This window comes from Rugamonas sp., assembly GCF_025354735.1.
GTDB lineage: Bacteria > Pseudomonadota > Gammaproteobacteria > Burkholderiales > Burkholderiaceae_D > Rugamonas.
This window is the reverse complement of record NZ_JANXMI010000033.1, coordinates 1-17207: the sequence shown is the minus strand read 5'-3', so window position 1 is coordinate 17207 and position 17207 is coordinate 1. Positions and strand designations below refer to the sequence as shown.

General features: G+C 62.3%; 18 protein-coding genes. 8 read left to right on the top strand and 10 right to left on the bottom strand.

The window, feature by feature from the left end; all coding sequences use genetic code 11:
- Positions 1 to 29 precede the first annotated feature (29 nt).
- Complete coding sequence (locus Q0S71_RS03005) at positions 30 to 1244, top strand: trypsin-like peptidase domain-containing protein (RefSeq protein ID WP_295991125.1); 1215 nt, start codon at positions 30 to 32, stop codon at positions 1242 to 1244.
- Between the two features lie 53 nt (positions 1245 to 1297).
- On the opposite strand, the gene Q0S71_RS03000 is transcribed toward Q0S71_RS03005, so the two are convergent.
- The 7 genes from Q0S71_RS03000 to Q0S71_RS02970 all read right to left on the bottom strand — a co-directional run bounded on the left by Q0S71_RS03000 (position 1298) and on the right by Q0S71_RS02970 (position 8494).
- Positions 1298 to 1576, bottom strand: coding sequence for a PAAR domain-containing protein (locus tag Q0S71_RS03000; protein WP_295991122.1), 279 nt, complete (start codon positions 1574 to 1576; stop codon positions 1298 to 1300).
- A gap of 18 nt (positions 1577 to 1594) precedes the next feature.
- Entirely contained in the window at positions 1595 to 1996 is a 402-nt protein-coding gene (locus Q0S71_RS02995; protein ID WP_295991119.1) for a DUF6396 domain-containing protein, read from the bottom strand.
- Between the two features lie 2 nt (positions 1997 to 1998).
- A complete protein-coding gene (locus tag Q0S71_RS02990) occupies positions 1999 to 2625 on the bottom strand; it encodes a hypothetical protein (protein WP_295991116.1) in 627 nt (208 codons plus the stop codon).
- Positions 2626 to 2627: 2 nt separating this feature from the next.
- Positions 2628 to 3980 (bottom strand): phospholipase D-like domain-containing protein, encoded by a 1353-nt coding sequence (locus Q0S71_RS02985; protein WP_367185268.1) that lies wholly within the window; start codon positions 3978 to 3980, stop codon positions 2628 to 2630.
- A gap of 160 nt (positions 3981 to 4140) precedes the next feature.
- Entirely contained in the window at positions 4141 to 4581 is a 441-nt protein-coding gene (locus tag Q0S71_RS02980) for a hypothetical protein (protein ID WP_295991114.1), read from the bottom strand.
- A gap of 29 nt (positions 4582 to 4610) precedes the next feature.
- Positions 4611 to 7439 carry a type VI secretion system Vgr family protein gene (locus tag Q0S71_RS02975; RefSeq protein WP_295991111.1) on the bottom strand — a complete coding sequence of 943 codons (2829 nt, stop codon included), beginning with the start codon at positions 7437 to 7439 and terminating at the stop codon, positions 4611 to 4613.
- Between the two features lie 167 nt (positions 7440 to 7606).
- The gene (locus Q0S71_RS02970; protein ID WP_295991108.1) at positions 7607 to 8494 is read right to left on the bottom strand and encodes a LysR family transcriptional regulator; all 888 of its coding nucleotides are present in this window, start codon (positions 8492 to 8494) and stop codon (positions 7607 to 7609) included.
- A 109-nt stretch (positions 8495 to 8603) separates the two neighbouring features.
- Between Q0S71_RS02970 and Q0S71_RS02965 the strand changes: the two genes are divergently transcribed.
- The 3 genes from Q0S71_RS02965 to Q0S71_RS02955 all read left to right on the top strand — a co-directional run bounded on the left by Q0S71_RS02965 (position 8604) and on the right by Q0S71_RS02955 (position 10461).
- The gene (locus Q0S71_RS02965) at positions 8604 to 9227 is read left to right on the top strand and encodes an isochorismatase family cysteine hydrolase (protein ID WP_295991104.1); all 624 of its coding nucleotides are present in this window, start codon (positions 8604 to 8606) and stop codon (positions 9225 to 9227) included.
- Positions 9228 to 9320: 93 nt separating this feature from the next.
- A complete protein-coding gene (locus tag Q0S71_RS02960) occupies positions 9321 to 9833 on the top strand; it encodes a hypothetical protein (protein WP_295991102.1) in 513 nt (170 codons plus the stop codon).
- 1 nt (position 9834) lies between these two features.
- Positions 9835 to 10461 carry a hypothetical protein gene (locus tag Q0S71_RS02955; RefSeq protein WP_295991100.1) on the top strand — a complete coding sequence of 209 codons (627 nt, stop codon included), beginning with the start codon at positions 9835 to 9837 and terminating at the stop codon, positions 10459 to 10461.
- Positions 10462 to 10514: 53 nt separating this feature from the next.
- Here Q0S71_RS02955 and Q0S71_RS02950 read toward each other — a convergent pair whose 3' ends face one another.
- The gene (locus tag Q0S71_RS02950) at positions 10515 to 10901 is read right to left on the bottom strand and encodes a cupredoxin domain-containing protein (RefSeq protein WP_295991095.1); all 387 of its coding nucleotides are present in this window, start codon (positions 10899 to 10901) and stop codon (positions 10515 to 10517) included.
- Between the two features lie 3 nt (positions 10902 to 10904).
- Entirely contained in the window at positions 10905 to 11783 is an 879-nt protein-coding gene (locus tag Q0S71_RS02945; protein WP_295991091.1) for a metallophosphoesterase, read from the bottom strand.
- 179 nt (positions 11784 to 11962) lie between these two features.
- Here Q0S71_RS02945 and Q0S71_RS02940 point away from each other — a divergent pair, with 179 nt between their 5' ends.
- Together Q0S71_RS02940 and Q0S71_RS02935 are read left to right on the top strand one after the other, a co-directional pair.
- Entirely contained in the window at positions 11963 to 12538 is a 576-nt protein-coding gene (locus Q0S71_RS02940) for a sigma-70 family RNA polymerase sigma factor (protein ID WP_295991089.1), read from the top strand.
- Positions 12528 to 13313 (top strand): anti-sigma factor, encoded by a 786-nt coding sequence (locus Q0S71_RS02935; RefSeq protein ID WP_295991086.1) that lies wholly within the window; start codon positions 12528 to 12530, stop codon positions 13311 to 13313. Before Q0S71_RS02940 ends, Q0S71_RS02935 begins: the two co-directional genes overlap by 11 nt.
- A 14-nt stretch (positions 13314 to 13327) precedes the next feature.
- Here Q0S71_RS02935 and Q0S71_RS02930 read toward each other — a convergent pair whose 3' ends face one another.
- Complete coding sequence (locus Q0S71_RS02930; RefSeq protein ID WP_295991083.1) at positions 13328 to 14731, bottom strand: MFS transporter; 1404 nt, start codon at positions 14729 to 14731, stop codon at positions 13328 to 13330.
- A gap of 296 nt (positions 14732 to 15027) precedes the next feature.
- Between Q0S71_RS02930 and Q0S71_RS02925 the strand changes: the two genes are divergently transcribed.
- Together Q0S71_RS02925 and Q0S71_RS02920 are read left to right on the top strand one after the other, a co-directional pair.
- Positions 15028 to 15522: a dihydrofolate reductase gene (locus Q0S71_RS02925; RefSeq protein ID WP_295991080.1), complete on the top strand. Its 495-nt coding sequence runs from the start codon at positions 15028 to 15030 to the stop codon at positions 15520 to 15522.
- A gap of 258 nt (positions 15523 to 15780) precedes the next feature.
- Positions 15781 to 17207 (top strand): Orn/Lys/Arg decarboxylase N-terminal domain-containing protein (locus tag Q0S71_RS02920; RefSeq protein ID WP_295991077.1); only part of this gene is annotated, 1427 nt, incomplete at its 3' end.

Sequence of the window (17207 nt, the reverse complement as noted above, 5' to 3'; positions counted from 1 at the left end):
GTTAATTTAACTCTCTGGAAGGACTCAGCTTGAAAGCACCTGCTCTCCTGTTCGCCACGGCCATGCTGGCGATGTCAGTCCAATCCGCGTTCGCGGACACGCCCATCAACGTCGCCAACCAGGGCATCAAGAAAACCGCCCAGTTCAAGAACTGGAAAAACTACCTCGATACACCGACCAAGGTCGGCACGCTGTCGCGCGGGCTGTTCTGCTCGGGCGCCATCGACATGGCGTACACCACGGCCTATAACACCTATTTCGTCAGCCGCGTGAACAAGGTATTCAAGGAAAAGTCGGAGGCCCTTGGCTATCCGAAATACGATGCCGGCGACTCGGCCTTCGGCGACGCGGCCAGCACCGGCGCCGATTTCCGTATCGGCTTTTCGCTGATGGCGCTCAACGACACCGTCTGCGTCAACGGCAAGGACGTCAGCGGCACCGGCAAGGTCAAACTGAAGGTCGAACTGTTTTCGAGCAAGCTGCAAAAAGTCGTCTATTCGCGCACCGTCGAAGGCACGATGACCGCCGAAGACAAGATCAAGGAAGAACTGTTCAACGACACCATGATCGGCAACGCCATGGACGCCATGTTCGCCGACCCGAAATATGTCGACGCCTTCCGCGACGCGCCGCCGGCGGTGGCCGAATCGCCGGCCGATTTGATCGTCGTGAAAAATGGCTACAAACCGAAGGACAGTGTGACGCAGGATGCAAAAGGGGTGCTCAGCGCCGTCGTAACCATCGAAGCCGGCAACGCCACCGGCTCGGGCTTTTACATCGGCCGCGATGGCTACGTCATCACCAATCAGCACGTCGTCGGCGAAGCGAAATACGTGAAGGTCAAAATGGTCGGCGGCTACGCCGTGGCGGGCGAAGTGATACGCCGCGATCCGGCGCGCGACGTGGCGCTCATCAAGACCGATATCCAGCCGCCGACGGCGATGTTCGTGCGCGCCGCGCCGGCCAAGGTGGGCGAGGAAGTGTACGCCGTCGGTTCGCCGTTCGGCGAACAGCTCAGCAGCACCGTCACGCGCGGCATCCTCAGCGGCGAACGCACGCTCAACGAACAGAAATTCATGCAGAGCGACGTCGCCATCAATCCGGGCAACAGCGGCGGCCCGCTGGTCGACGCCGACGGCGGCTTGATCGCCATCGCCGATCTGAAACGCGCCAACGCCAGCGGCATCGGCTTGTTCATCCCCATCGCCGAAGTACTGGAAAAACTGGGACTCAATTTGCAGTAAGCCGCGGCGGCAGCCGGCGCCTGTCAGGTGCCGGCTTCGGCGCCCACCATCACTTATCCGACCGTGGCGTTAACCTTACCAATGAGTGTGCAACCACATTCCGTCTCGCAGCCATGGACCGCCACCGGAATGCCGCCAGCGGTCAGCGTTGGGTGAGCCGTGGTGATTTTATTGACACCGTGCGGCGCGCCGCCCGGGTAAGTCTGCGGACACGAAACATCGTCGCCAAGACGCGCAATAGCCTTGCCGCCGACATCATGCGTCGCCGACCCGCTGATGACTTTGCCGCCGTGGTCGGTGGCGTCTCCGACGGTGATGATGATTAATGACATGGCATTTCGCCTTTTATCTCAGTAGGTGGGGCGGTCGTTGGACTCGGGCGTGACCGCATCGCCAACACCAGACCATGCAGGTAGTTGCGCTGGCGGCAGTGGAAGCACTTGGTCGAGTCGGCCCAGCTTCAAGTCGGGGTTGATTTCCAATGCGTCGTAAATAGCTTGGTAGCGACTTTCTCGTTCAGAGTCCACTACAATTCCCAAGGGCCGCAAGATGGCTTTTTCTTCATCGGAACCTTTATCCCAATATCCATCGTTAAACATAATTCGAAGGTCTCGGGCACACTCCAAGCTCCCAAATTTCACACCCTCCTGATATATACGTATAGCTTCTTGATACCGCTTATTTACGCCAGCGTCCAAAGCCAGTTCGTAGGCGGCTGGCCCGTGCCCCTGCTGATATGCGCATTGCTGCATAATTACCTCATCCCCCCCCCGCGCCGCGCCTCCTTATAAGCCTGAGCCAGCGCCATCTGCGCCTCCGGGCTGCCGAGTTGTGCCGCCCTCAGATAATATGCCCAAGCCAAATCGACGTCGTAATGCGCACCGCCATAGCCATGCTCATACGCGACACCGAGGTCGTAAGGCCCCCAGGGCTGCATTTCCTTCGCAGCCATACGGGCGATTTCGACCGCCTTGTACGGGTCTGGGCTGAGCACATTATTGGATTCGAGCGGCCCCAACCCCTCAAGATAGAAATGGGCGAGCAGCGCACGTGCACCCCAGTCGCCCAGGTCGGCAGCTTTTCTCACATCGGTGAGTATCCGCGTGGCCTCGTCGCGGGTGAGTTGCCACTCTATCTTGCTGCGCCAGACCTTGCGCGCCTCGATATAGAGATGGTACGTCGCCGGATCGCGGGTCTTCGGCATATTATCCTTCCAGCGACGGCAGACGGGCAGCGGGTCGTACAAGCTGAATTTCTTAAATCCATATGGCAGGGCATGCAAGGCGTTCTCCTTTAAGTTGTCATTGAGAAAAAATGCGCCCACCGCCAATAACGCCAGCAGCGTCAGAGCAGATATCCAGCGCAGCCGCGAGTTGTTCATGGCTAGACGCACGGTGAGCCGGGCTTCCGGTCCACATGGAAAGACAACAATTGACCGTCCAACTGCCTCCCCTCATCTTTATATTTTTCGTTCTTGGATGCAAGTTTTTGCCATCTTGTAAACGTGTCCGCCATGTTCGCAAACTGCGCCGGTCCCGCAGCCCCAGTGCACTGGGCGAATAAATCGCTGCGCAGTTGAAATGCGACATCCTGCGCTTGGCTCAACACGTTGAGCTCACTGTCCATGGCCATGCTGCGTAGGTTCAGGTTCGCCGAACCTATCGTGAACGCGGCGTCGTCCACCACCGCCACCTTGGCGTGAATGTAGATTTCCTCATAATCCGTATCCCTCAACTTGCCTTCGATATGCGCACATGTCCAAAGCGAACCCATGAAGACTTTGATACCCTGTTTTTCTAACTGCGCAGGGGTAATTGGCTGCTCCCCCTTGCCCTTGTGCGCACGCTCGATGGCGTTCTCGTGTTCCACCCTCATGGCCTCGCTCATGCCGAGCCTACTGGCCACATCATAGGTGGGGGAATCCATCATGTCCCGCTCCGGCGTGGAGGTGAGCATGAAGATGTATATGGGCTTTAAATAGCCGGCGGTACGCAAATTCCCGACGCAGTGAATGAGGTGCTCTGCCCAAGTGGCATACTGAATGTATTGATTTTGGATGAACATGTATTGCATCATTTGTCGCGTGAGATTCGCATAGCATTCCTTGACTCCCTTTTCTAAATGCTGAGGCTGAGTACGCACCAGTTGAACGCTATGTTGACCATCGGGCCGGTTGTAGGCGCGCCAGTCGATTTTTTCGCGCCGCTGCACGAAGCGGGCGTCTAGTTCATTATGCAAAAAGTCACCAACCGTTCGCTCCGCGCTCACAATGCCCCGGAGACCGGGCGCGAACTTTAGCCAATCCATAAAGAACGCGTTCGGGCGTGTGGACTCGCCCCATGCCTGACAGAAATTGTGATTCAGGTCGTAAAGTACGGGGCCTTTGAGACGACAGGAGACGTCCTGGTAGGGCTTGGCTATGTGGCTGTTATTATCCACATAGTTTTTCACCATCGCTTCGTGGTCCCTTTTGCCCTGTTCGCTTTGGAAATAGACAAACGCGAGGTCTCTGGGCGACGGGCTATCCCCTTGCGCCGCCTTCAGCACTTCGGCCTCGGGCTTACGATAAACACGTTCGCGTCGCGGGTCGCGGAACACATGCTCTTGACCATTCCAAAAGTCGGTAATGGAGTTGTGTCCCATCACATACCCTAACGCCAGCTGAGGTGCTTCGTAATCAATCAGTATCATTTTTTGATGATGTGCGGGGTACATGGCCGTCAATAGGCCGGTCAAGCTTATTCCGTCGGGAAGGGTCTCACCGGGTATCATTAACAACATGTCCCTATGAGGTACCTCCCTGATATGAAATTGAAGGGTTGGTATCGAGCCGGACGTGACCTCGTCAAACCACGCCTCGTTGTATTTCTGGTGAGCATCACTATAAAACCCCGCCTCACCCTGGCCGATTGCAGGATAAAGCCGGCCATAGTAACCAGGGGGCATCGTTCATTTTTTTCTGGGCAAATGCATCGTCGTGCCAGATGAGCAGTCTCACCGTGACCGGGTGGTTCTGTCGCGTGGCGATGTTCTTTAGCAAGTCCCCATAACGCACTCCATCTTCGGCAGTAGCGCCGCGAACGAGCACCATGCCGGGGTCGAATCCCCAAGTAATAATGTCCACGGTATGCTGAGCGGCGTTCAGATCCTTGGATATGCTTCCGAATACTTTTTCTCCGCAAATCAACGGCTCAAGATGACAACCGTGGCGCGGGTCGTACACTAGAAACGGCGCGTGGATGAACCACGGTTGCGTGAGGCATTGGTAAGGCGCACCAGTGCGGCGGTAAGATAGTTTTTGCTCGTACAACTTAACATTGTCATCCATGCTGCCCATGGCAGTCCCTTCACAAATTAGTTGCCAGGTCACTGAGTGCACGGTTTGTCGTCGCCTCGCAGAGACGGGTTCGCCTGCACTCTTTCCTGCTCAAGCGCCATTGGCTGAGCGGAGTGGGAGCCAGCGGAATTGACGTAACCGTGATAGCCGATACCGGCACTCATATCATGCTGTTCATCATGGTCATCCGGGTCGATGGCATACCCAACGCCGTTCGACAACTCAAGCCGGTATTGGGACTGTTTCTCCATCTCGTGCTTGAACCTCATGTTGCCGTCGTCGTCCATGACGCCTTGTTCCGTTAGGGCACCATCCTTGTAGAGTTTGTACTGCAAACCGGCATTGGCGCGGCCGCCCGCCGCCGCGTGGCTGTTCAGATGAAACGTGCCTTCGCCATCCATCTTCGCTTGCGGTGGCAGCACTTGGGCCACATCCATGTTTTTCGGCCCAAGCAAACTATGCTTGGCCGCATGCACAACGAATTCGCCATTGGTGCCCTGCTCGATGCCGCCAGCACTGAACCTGGCGTAGCTGCCGCCGCCGTTTATCACGACTTCCTCCTTGGCGCTGATGGTGATGCGGTTGGCCGTCTGCGTGATGTTGAGCTTGGCCAGCAGGTTGATGCTGTCCGACAGCGCCCGCATGTCGATGTCGCCGGCCGCCGCGACCAGCCGCATGCCGGCCTTGTGCACGAACAGGCGGAACGCCTGCCGCACGCTGGCGAACAGGCCGCCGCCGCTGGCGATGGACAAGTCTTGCCCCGTGCTGAGCGCCGTGTGCTGTTCGCTGGCCAGATGGATGGTGCCTTGCGTCGTGGCCTCGATGCCCGCCGGGCTGGCCAGCACCAGGTGGGGCGCGGCCAGTTGAGGAAAGCCGCCGCTGGCGCTTGCACCGCCCTTGATGCCGTCGTTCTGGGCCTTGATGGCGGTCACCGCCCTGGCCTGGTCCCCCGCATCCTGCGCGCCCGATTGCTCGGCCAGTTTCGCCAGCGCGTCGTGCTGATTGTGCGCGGCGCTCAGGCGCTGCTGCGTCTCGCCCATGTCCTTGATGTGGGACGCGCCGTCGGGCCGCGCCTCCGTGGTGATGAGCATGCCACGGTTCGCGCGCGCCACGCCCCAGGCGTTGGTCGCCAGTTCCCATCCCTCGCCGCGCGCGTCCATGCGCCCGTCCGAGGTCTCGATGCGGGTGATGCTGCCCAGCGACAGCTGGCTGTGCTGGTGGTCGCTTTTGAGCTGGACCTGCATGGCCCCCTTGGTGTCGTCGAGTATCCGGTGGTTGCTGCCGCCGTCGCCGTCGCTGGCCAGTTCGCGGCTGCGCAGGCCGGCCAGCGCCTTCTGCGACGGCAGACGCCACGGCGGCATGTTGGCGCGGTTGTAGACGACGCCGACGACGACGGGATGGTCGATATTCCCGTCGAGGAATTGGACCACCACCTCTTGCCCCACGCGCGGCAGGCACATCTGGCCGAAGTACTGGCCGGCCATCGGCATCATCACGCGTATCCACGGCGAGCTGGCCTGGTCGAATATCCCCAGCCGGTCCCAGTGCAGCTGGATTTTGACCCGTGCCAGTTCGTCCGTATAAATGTCCGCGCCGGGCGGGCCGACGACGATGGCCGTCTGCACGCCGGGATTGGCGCACGGCCGGCTGTTGTGGTGGCGGCCGGGCCGCCAGCGGATGTCGCGGCGGATACAGGTGAAGGTATTGCTGTATTCCGATGTGCCGTCGCGGCCGGCCGGAGAGTTGTTGCTCGCGGTGTGCTCGACCGACAAAATCAGATAGTCGCGCGGACCGATGCCGGGCTTCATGTCCTCGTCCGGCCCCGACGGCTTCCTGACCGCGCTGAAATGGCCGGCGAGCTTGAAGGTGCGGCCGGGCTGCGCGGCGCGGTCGTTGCCGCCGGCCTCGAAATACTGGGTCCGCTGGTCGCGCTCTTCCATGCGGCGCTGGGCCAGCACTTCGCCGTCTCCGATGTTCGAAAAGCCGTGTGCGCCGGTATTTTCATAGACTTCGTATGCGGCCACGTCGCCCTGCTGGTTGAGGGAATAACCATGGACCAGTCGGGGCTGCGGACTCTTGTAGTTGAAACTGGCCAGTGTCAGCGCGCCGGAGCCGAGCTGGCGCACCGCCTGCCAGTCGCGTATGCCGTCGCCTTCGCCGGAACCGGCCTGGGCGCGAAAACGCATCTGGTCCGGGCCGTCATCGACATGGGTGGCATCGATCGGCTCGGCCTGCATCGAGTTATCGCTCAGCACCAGGATGTGGCCGTCGGCCTGGTGCTCGTAGCTGTAGTAGAGGCCGGCGGCTTCCCAGCGCCGGTGCAGGTGGTTGTAGTCGGTCTCGTTGTGCTGGTTGGCGCAGGTCAGTTTCTTGTCGTCGTAGCCGAAACTCATCCTGGTGGTCCAGGCATGTTCCCGATAATGGGCGAAGGTGGTGTCGGTCAGTTCGAGCACGCTGCGGTGGTGGAAAGAGACGTTGTCCTTGCGCAGCTTGGCGAAGGCCAGCCACGGCCGCAGCACCATCCGGTAATAGGCGAAGCCGCCGTCGGTGCGGACAAAGCGGAACAGGTCGACGTAGCCGTTCATGTGGCGCAGCGTGCCGTCCTCGCGCACCAGCGAGATCGTCACCATCTTGGCCATCATGCTCTTGAGCGGGATGCGGGCGTCGTCCGACAGCACCTCGGCGTCGATCAGGAAGTCGCGCGACAGTTCTTCGCGCATGCGCACCTTGTTGACCAGCAGGACGGCATCGGCCGGGCCGTCGGAATGCGGAAAGCTCATTTGCAGCAGGCGGTTGTGTTGCGCGTTGCCGCCGAAGACGGACAGCGCCGCCATGCCCGCGTCCACGATGTTTGGCATATGTATCCCCTTCGGGTTACCGTCCGCCTGCGACACGCGGCCGACGTCTCGGTATTAATCCGGTGTCAGCCACTATAGATGCGGGAAATCGCGGGGGTCTTGAGAGCGCTCAAGGGAAGCGGAGTCTCGCAACTCGGCCTCGGCGCCGATGGCGGCAATCGAGCAATTCACTCTTGCGCCAGTATGCGCAACAAGAAAGCCGTGAACAGGCGCACCTTTTGCGACGGCGTACGCCCGGCCGGGAACACGGCGTGCAGCTCGACCGGCGACGGCGCGTAGTCCGGCAGCACCGCCACCAGCTGCCCGGACGCCAGCTCCGGTCGGACCATCATCCGCGTGAGCCGGGCGATGCCCAGCCCCTCCTTCGCGCAGGCGATGGCCGCTTCGGCGGACGTCAGCAGAAAGCGCGGTTCGATCTTGATCGATTGCGTTTCGCCGCCGCGCGTAAAAGTCCACGGCCAGGCCGTGGTGATGACCGGGCCGACGATCAAATCGTGGTCCTTCAAATCGTCCGGCGTGAGCGGCGCGCCGCGTAGCCGCAGATACGCCGGCGACGCCACCAGCAGCCGCTCCAGCGTTTGCAGCTTCTTCGCGCCGAAGCCGGAATCGGCCATCTGGCCGAAACGGATCGCCACGTCGGCGCCCTCGGCGACCAGGTCGTGCAGGCCGTCGGAGGTGAGGAACTCGATCTTCAGCTGCGGGTGATCCTTCAGGAATTCGGACAGGCGCGGGATCAGGATGCGGATGCAGAGGATGGACGACAGCGCCACCCGCAGCACGCCGCGCAGGCTGTCGACGCCGCGCGCCGATTCGTCGGCCGCTTCCAGGTCGTGCAGCAGCTGCTTGGCCCTTTGCAGAAAAGCGAGGCCCGCTTCGGTCGGCACGATGGCGCGCGTGCTGCGCAACAGCAGCTTGGCGCCCAGCCGCGTTTCCAGCTCGGTGACGATGCGCGACACCGACGGCTGCGACAATCCCAGCTCGCGCGCCGTGGCCGAAAAGCTGCCGCTGTCGGCGGCGCGCACAAACACCTGCAATTCCTGGAAGCGGTCACTCATTTGCGTGGCGAATAGCTGTAGTTCATATTCAGTGGATAGTAACGATAGCACAAATGGCCCAAACTGCAGACTGCATCGCCACTCCGCCAATCAACGTTATGGACTCGCCATGAACCAGCCTCGCTACCCCGCCCGCACCACCGCCCTGATACTGGTCGACGTGCTCAACGACTTCCTCGCCGACGACGGCAAACTGCACGGCATGATCGGCCCGATGCTGGAGCAGACCGACTTGATCGCCCAGCTACAACGGCTGCTGGCCGGCGCGCGCGAAGCGGGCGTGCAGATTTTCTTTGCGCCGCACGGCCAGGATGAACACAGCTTCGACGACGTGCCGCACGTGCACCCGCGCCTGGCGGCCGGCGCGGCCAATCAGGTGTTCTGGAAGGGATCGTACGGCGCCGAATTCTTCCCGCCATTGAAGCCGCGGGCGGGCGAAGTGGTCATCAGCCAGCATCGCATGTTCGACTCCTTCATCGGCACCGACCTCGAACAGCAGCTGCGCGCGCGCGGCATCGACCATGTGGTGCTGGCCGGCCTGACCTCGCACACCTGCGTCGAAGGCACCGGACGCCACGCGCTGGAAGCGGGCTTCCACGTCACCTTCATCAAGGACGGCGTGGCGGAATTCACCGAGCAAGCGCACCGCGCCGCCATCGACATCTCCTACCCGACCTTCGGCCACGCATCGCTGACCGTCGACGAATTCCTGGCCGGCGTGCAGCGGGCTTGATGCCGGCTTGAGTTCGTGCATATCTTCCTCCTTTAGAAGGCGCATAATTCCACGTCAGTCGTGGAGTTCGAATGCCGCTAGCGAGGTGGAGATATGCAGACTTCCCGTTTTGAAGTGCTTGTGATGCAGCATGCAGCTGAGTTGAAAAAGCGTTATGCCGAAGACGGGTCAGATTGGATCGCCCGGCGTCTGTGGTGGCAGCAGCGTATCGTTGAGCTACTCGACACCATGCAGCATTGGCTATCCAAGCTAATCCAAAATCACACGGTGACGCTCTCGCGTTCCATCGCCATCATCGCAGACGATGAGCTGGGGAGTTATGAAGTTCAAGCCGGTGAGATTAACCTGGCGCAGGAGCAGTTGAAAATCTGCCCTGTCAGCGCATTCGTCATCGGCGGCTATGGCCGGGTAGATGTTGATGGCCCTCGCGGCAAGGCGATGCTTCTTCTTTGCGCGACCGACGAATCGGTGAGGGAAGAAACGCGGCTCAAATCCGCCGAGTGGATGCTCGCCAATCCGAAACAGCACCAGCAGCTGGTCCCGCTGACGCAAGGTACTTTCGAGCAGATGTTCGTTGATCTATTTGGCATCAATGAGGGCGGCTGAGATGCTGTTCAACCATCCTACGGCACTCGATCAAAACGCCGTGCTGCACTGGCGCGATCTGTGCGCAAACGGGTTGTCCGTGCAACGCTACGCCAGCCACGCAAGCACGCTTGAATACCTGGCGCCATCGTCATTCTTGCTTGGCGTTCTACCCGCAGGTACAACCCGGCGCGGAATTGATGCCCATTTTGACGCCTGTATCGCTGAAGTGGATTTGTCCGCGATATTCACTTTGATCGCGGCGGCCGAGGCCCGCATACGGCTCGATGCAAGAACGCGCGCGCAAAAAACGGCAAACTCCCTGGCGAAGCGCCTCGCTTTACTTCAATCACACGCCGCTCACGATTGGGAAGTCCCATTGTACGAAGGCGGCATCATCGACGCCTGGAAGGACTATGCGGCGACGCTAAAAACCATGCGGCAGCAAGATCGCGACCGCATCCTGACCGGCATCGGCGGACTGAAAGACGCGCTGCGCGTGCGCCATTGGCTCGCGCACGGCCGCTACTGGACGTTGAAGAAAAACCTCGCCAGCTACCCACCCGCGGCGGTGGCCCGCACTATCGGCACTTTATACAATGCGCTCAACGAGATTGCGGCGCTGGGGAGATTGAGTCCTTTTATTTAATGTCGGTGGATGCGGCGCCAATGGAACCGAGCGGCTTTCAAGCCGCTCCGGCTTTACGCTTCCTTGACGATGATGGAGCCGGCCATTTCTTCGTGGCCGCTGCCGCAGAAGTTATCGCACAAGAAGCCGAACTGGCCGGCCGTATCCGGTTGCAGCTTGACGCGCACGACCTGCCCTTGCAGCAGGTCGGCGCGCACTTTCATTTCCGGGATGGAGAAGCCGTGCGTGAAGTCGATGGCGCGGAATTCCAGCACCACGGCCTCGCCTTTTTTCAGCTCGATCAGATTGGGCGCGTAGCGGAATTTGCGCGCTTCGATTTTGATGACACGCTCCTTCGGCTTCGCGGCGGCCACGCCGGCGCCGGCCATCAGCACCGTTCCCAGTCCCGCCGCCAGCGCCAGCGGCACGCCGACCATGAAGCGTCGTTTCGATGTCTGCATGGCCTATCCTTTCGTGACGGGGAATTCGGTCAGCTGGTAGCCGGCCTGTTTCGCTTCGGCGTCGATCTCGCGGAAGCCCAGTCCCTTGTTCGGCGCGGCCGCGTCGTAGGGCAGCGGCGTGCGCTTGTCCTGCGATCCCGGCGCCGGCAGCGGGAAGATCAGCGACTTGGCCGCGTGGTGCGCGATGTGGCCCGTCATCTGGTGGTTTTCCTGATGAATGTGGCCGTAAAAAACGGTCACGTTCGAATACGGCATCAGCAGCGCGACCGCCTTGTCGCCGTCGCGCGTGGCCCAGTCCCACTTCGGCGCCAGGTCGAACAGCGGCCGGTGCGTCAGCACCACGATGCGGGCGTCGCTGGCGTGTTTCGCCAGGTCGGCCTTCAGCCATTCCAGCTGTTCGTCGCCGATGCGGGCGCCGGGGTCGGACACGTTGTCGAGCGCGATGAAGTGCACGCCCTTGTGGTCGAAGCTGTAGTGCGTCGGGCCGAAATGTTCGATGAAGGCGGCGCCCTTGTCGAGCGAGGCGTCATGCTCGCCCGCCAGAAAATGGATGTCCTTGACGTCGAGCGCCGCCACGATGGTTTTGAATTCGGCCATGCGGCGGCGGCGTTCGGCCGGGTCGTCGGTGGTGTGCGTCAGGTCGCCGGTGAAGACGATGAAGTCCGGCTTGACCTCCAGCGCGTTGACGGCGGCGACGGCTTGGCGCAATGTGTTTTGCGCGTCCGGGTTGGCCGGCCCGCTGTAGCCCCAGTGCGAATCGGACAGCTGGACGAAATAGAAGTCGTCCTGCGCGGCCGCGTGGGCGGCGCCGAATAGTCCCGACATAAAGACGGCGCCGCCGCCGATGGCGCCCAGCCTCAAGAAGTTCCTGCGGTCTAACATGATGTGCTCCTGTGCGTGATTGTTGTGTCGTGCCATAATCGCTGCGATCTTTGGTACCGCTCGCAAGAAGTCAAACCCGGATGACGGCGCAAATATTCCCGCCATTCGATAAATCTTTTTTTGCTCGATGCGGGAATAAAAACGCAGGCCGGCGAGTCTCCCTATTCGGGACTACGATGATGGGTAAGTATTTGGGTGACGACGACAAAACCGCACAGTTCGAGGCGCTGGCCATGCCGCACCTCGACGCCGCCTACAATCTGGCGCGCTGGCTGACGCGCGATCCGCATGCCGCCGACGATCTGGTGCAGGACGCCTATCTGCGCGCCTTCCGCTTCGTCGACAGTTTTCGCGGCGGCGACGCGCGCGCCTGGCTGCTGACCATCGTCCGCAACACTTATTACTCGACGCTGCGCGACACCCACCATGAGCGGGCCGACGTCAGCTTCGAGGAGGATGAACACGGCGCGGCCGATATCGGCGACGGCGCGGCGGACTCGCGCAGCGGCGGCGATCCGGCCCGCATCGCCGCCAGCCGCGACCTCGATAGAACGGTCAACCAGGCGCTGGACCGGCTGCCGCGCGCTTTCCGCGAGGTGCTGGTGATGAAGGAAATGGACGATTTGTCGTACAAGCAAATCGCGCAAGTGGTGAATGTACCGATCGGTACAGTGATGTCGCGCTTGGCGCGCGCGCGCAAGCAGCTGCTGTCATTGCTGACGCGCGATCAGGCAGGAGATCAGGATGGATTGTAATCAGGCGCAGGATTTGATGTCGGCTTATGTCGACGGCGAGCTCGATGCGGCGACCGCGCTGCAAATGGAGCGGCATCTGGCCGGCTGCGCGGCCTGCGAAGCGGCGCTGGCGCAGCAGCTCGAATTGCGCGCGACGATTGCGCAGCAGGCCACGCGCCACAAGGCGCCGCCGCATTTGAAGCACCGCATCCGTGCGGCGCTGGCGCAGCAGCAGCCGCGCCGCCGCGCACCGAGAACATGGCCGTGGGCGTGGATCAATCTCGGCATCGCCGGCGCCAGCACGGCCGCTTTCGCGGTGACGCTGGCGCTGTACCTGGGCCAGCCGTCGGGCGGCGAGCGGCTGGAGCAGGATCTGGTGGCCAGCCATTTCCGCTCGCTGATGCCGGACCACCTGGCCGATGTGGCCTCGACCGACCAGCACACGGTCAAGCCGTGGTTCGCCGGCAAACTCGATTTTTCGCCGCCGGTGGTCGATCTGGCGCAGCAGGATTTTCCGCTGGTCGGCGGCCGGCTCGATTATCTGAACCAGCGCGCCGTGGCGGCGCTGGTGTACCGGCACCGCAAGCACATCATCAATTTATATTTGTGGCCGCAGCGGTCGGCCCATGAAGCCCCGGCTTCCGCGCCGCAGTCCTCGTCGCACCAGGGCTTCCAGCTGCTGCGCTGGAGCGACAAGGGCATGGATTATTCGGCGGTGTCGGACCTGAACGGGCAGGAGCTGGCGCAGTTCGCGCATCTGCTGCAAGCGAAGATCGACGAGTATCCGCCGCAATAAATATCCTATCGACGTCAGGCGGCCTGCTTGACGAACAGCCGCGAGAAGCTCGCCACGCAGGCGATGGCCGACACGCTCGCCGCCAGCACCAGCGCATAGGTGGTGCCGCGCGTGCTCGATAGCGTGAAGCAGTAGGCCACCAGCGCCGCGCCGCTCGACTGCCCGATCAGGCGCGCGGTGGCGACGATGCCGCTGGCGCCGCCGCTGCGTTCCGGCGGCGCGCTGCCCATGATGGCCTTCAAATTCGGCGCCTGGAAGAAGCCGAAGCCGACCCCGCACACCGCCATGCGCCAGCCGATGTCGAACACCGAAGGGTGGGCCGGCATCAAAATCATCGTCACCAGTCCGCCCGACAGCGCCGCCAGGCCGATCCCGCCCAGCAGGCCGGGTGAATAACGGTCGCTCAAGCGCCCCGCGATCGGCGCCATGATCGCGACCAGCACGGCCCATGGCGTCATCAGGAAGCCGGTCTCGATGGGCGAGCGGCCCAGCGTCGTCTCGAAATAAAACGGCAGCGAGACGAAGGCCAGTCCCTGCGCGGCGAAGGTGCACACGGACGTCAGCGCCGACAGCGCGAACAGCGGGCGCTTGAACAGATCGACCGGCAGCATGGGCGCGGCGTGGCCGCGCTGGCGCCGCAGCAGCAGCGCGAAGAAGATGGCCGAGCCGAGCAGCTCGGGCAGCAGCGTGGTCATGGACGCCAGGTGCGCGCCCTCGCCGGCGGCCAGTATCAGCAGGCCGAAGGCGCCGACGTTGAACAACGCCGTCAGGCCGTCGACGTGGTGGCTGGCGCGCGGCGTCAATGGCAGCACGCGGCGGCCCAGCATGACGGCGACCACGCCCAGCGGCACGTTGATCGCGAACAGCCATGGCCAGGTGGCCGTGGCCAGGATCAGCGAGGCCGCCGTCGGGCCGACCGCGAACGCCACCGCCACCACCAGCGCGTTGGTGCCGAAGCCGCGCCCCAGCAAGCGCTTGGGGTAGATCACGCCCAGCATCGCGCTGTTGACGCCCATGATGGCGGCCGCGCCGACGCCCTGGAACAGCCGCGCCACCACCAGCGACGGCAGCGACCACGCCATCGCGCAGGCCAGCGACGCCGCTGTAAACAGCAGCAGGCCGGCCAGGCACACGCGCCGGTAGCCGATGATTTCGCCCAGCGCGGCGAACGGCAGCAGCGTGGCGACCATCGCCAGCTGGTAGACGTTGACGATCCAGACCGAGGCCGCCGGCGTCGTGTGCAGCTGCGCGGCGATGGCCGGCAAGGCGGTGTTGGCGATGGCGGTATCGAGCGAGGCCATGCCGACACCGATCGCCACCGACAGGATGGCCCAGCGCCGCGCGTCGGGCGGCAGACCGTCGCCGGGCGCGTCGAGGGAAGCGCGGTCGGCTAGGGCTGCGGCGGGCTGCTGGGACATGGGAATTCCGATGATGGCTGTGCGAAGTCCTCTATTGTCCCGTAAAACGGCCGGCCTTGCAGGCGTCGGCGAGAACATTAATTTTTCGTTATCGGCGCCAGGCACGGGCGGCGCCGGGCCGGCGCGCGCGGCCCGCCAAGGGAATTCCCCCCTGGCGCCGATTTCAACGATAATGTTGGCATGACGGCGCCGGCCCGCGCATGGGCATCGATATATGCACAGATATATGCACAGATAGATGAGAATGCAGGCCGGCCGCGCCCTTCCCGCTTTGGACGCCTTGAACTATAAGATACATGACTCAACTGACTATCATCGTCGCGATGGACGCGAACCGCGGCATCGGCATCGCCAACACGCTGCCGTGGAAGCTGGCCGAAGACATGGCGCATTTCAAGCGCCTGACCACCGGCCATCCGATACTCATGGGCCGCAAGACTTTCGATTCCATCGGCCGCCCGCTGCCGGGCCGTCGCAATATTGTCATTACGCGCAACGCGGACTGGCGCCATGACGGCGTGGAGACGGCCGGCTCGCTGACCGCGGCGGTCGAGCTGCTCGATGAGCCGCAAGCCTTCATCATCGGCGGCGCCGAAATTTATGGGCAGTCGCTGGACCTGGCCGACCGCTTGATCGTCACAGAAATCAAGCACACTTATAACTGCGACGCTTTTTTTCCGGCCATCGCGGCGGACCAGTGGCAGGAAGCGGAGCGCGAGGAAGCGTCGTCGCCGCAGGCCGGCCTCGATTACGCCTTCGTGACTTACCGGCGCAGGCTGATGGCCTGCTAAAAAACGGCAAACACGCTGTCATACCGCTGTAATACCGCTGTAATACGGTGTCAGATTATCGAAGTCAAAGCGGGTGCGGCCGGCAATCCGACAGCGCGACAGGAAAGCCCGCGATTTTTTGTGATTTTTTCCCAGAGCGCCGCCATTTCTGCGAGAATCCCGTTCTTGTTTTTTTTTGGTGCGTCGCCGTTGACGACGTCCCGCCCGCCCCTTTGAGCCGACCGGCCGCAGGGGGCGCTCTTCTATTTGGAGACATCCATGAAGTTCCGCTTCCCCATCGTCATCATTGACGAGGATTTCCGTTCCGAGAACACGTCCGGCCTGGGCATACGTGCGCTGGCCGACGCCATGGAAAAAGAAGGCATGGAAGTGCTGGGCGTGACCAGCTACGGCGACCTGTCGCAATTCGCGCAGCAGCAGTCGCGCGCGTCGGCCTTCGTGCTGTCGATCGACGATGAGGAATTCGGCACCGGCTCGGTCGAGGACACCGAGCACGCGCTCAAATCGCTGCGCGCCTTCGTCGAAGAAATCCGCTACAAGAACGCCGACATCCCGATCTACCTGTACGGCGAAACGCGCACCTCGCGCCACATCCCGAACAACATCCTGCGCGAACTGCATGGCTTCATCCACATGTTCGAGGACACGCCGGAATTCGTCGCCCGCCACATCATCCGCGAAGCCAAGTCCTACCTGGACGGCCTGTCGCCACCCTTCTTCCGCGCGCTGGTGCACTACGCGAACGACGGCTCCTACTCGTGGCACTGCCCCGGCCACTCCGGCGGCGTGGCGTTTTTGAAGTCGCCGATCGGCCAGATGTTCCACCAGTTCTTCGGCGAGAACATGCTGCGCGCCGACGTCTGCAACGCCGTCGAGGAACTCGGCCAGCTGCTCGACCACACCGGCCCGGTCGCCGCCTCCGAGCGCAACGCCGCCCGCATCTTCAACGCCGACCACTGCTACTTCGTCACCAACGGCACCTCGACCTCGAACAAGATGGTCTGGCACTCGACGGTGGCGCCGGGCGACATCGTCGTGGTCGACCGCAACTGCCACAAGTCCATCCTGCACTCGATCATCATGTGCGGCGCGATCCCGGTGTTCCTGATGCCGACCCGCAACCACCTGGGCATCATCGGTCCGATCCCGCTGGAAGAGTTCACGATGGAGAGCATCCAGCGCAAGATCGACGCCAACCCGTTCGCGCGCGAAGCCAAGAACAAGAAGCCGCGCATCCTGACCATCACCCAGTCGACCTACGACGGCGTGGTCTACAACGTGGAAACCCTGCGCGAAATGCTCGACGGCCGGATCGACACGCTGCACTTCGACGAAGCGTGGCTGCCGCACGCCACCTTCCACGACTTCTACAAGAACATGCACGCGATCGGCAAGGACCGCCCGCGCGCCAAGGAGTCGATGATCTTCTCGACCCAGTCGACCCACAAGCTGCTGGCCGGCCTGTCGCAGGCCTCGCAGGTGCTGGTGCGCGAATCGGAGTCGGTCAAGCTGGACCGCGACGCCTTCAACGAGGCTTACCTGATGCACACCTCGACCTCGCCGCAGTACTCGATCATCGCCTCGTGCGACGTCGCCGCGGCCATGATGGAGGCGCCGGGCGGCACCGCGCTGGTCGAGGAATCGATCTTCGAGGCGCTCGACTTCCGCCGCGCGATGAAGAAAGT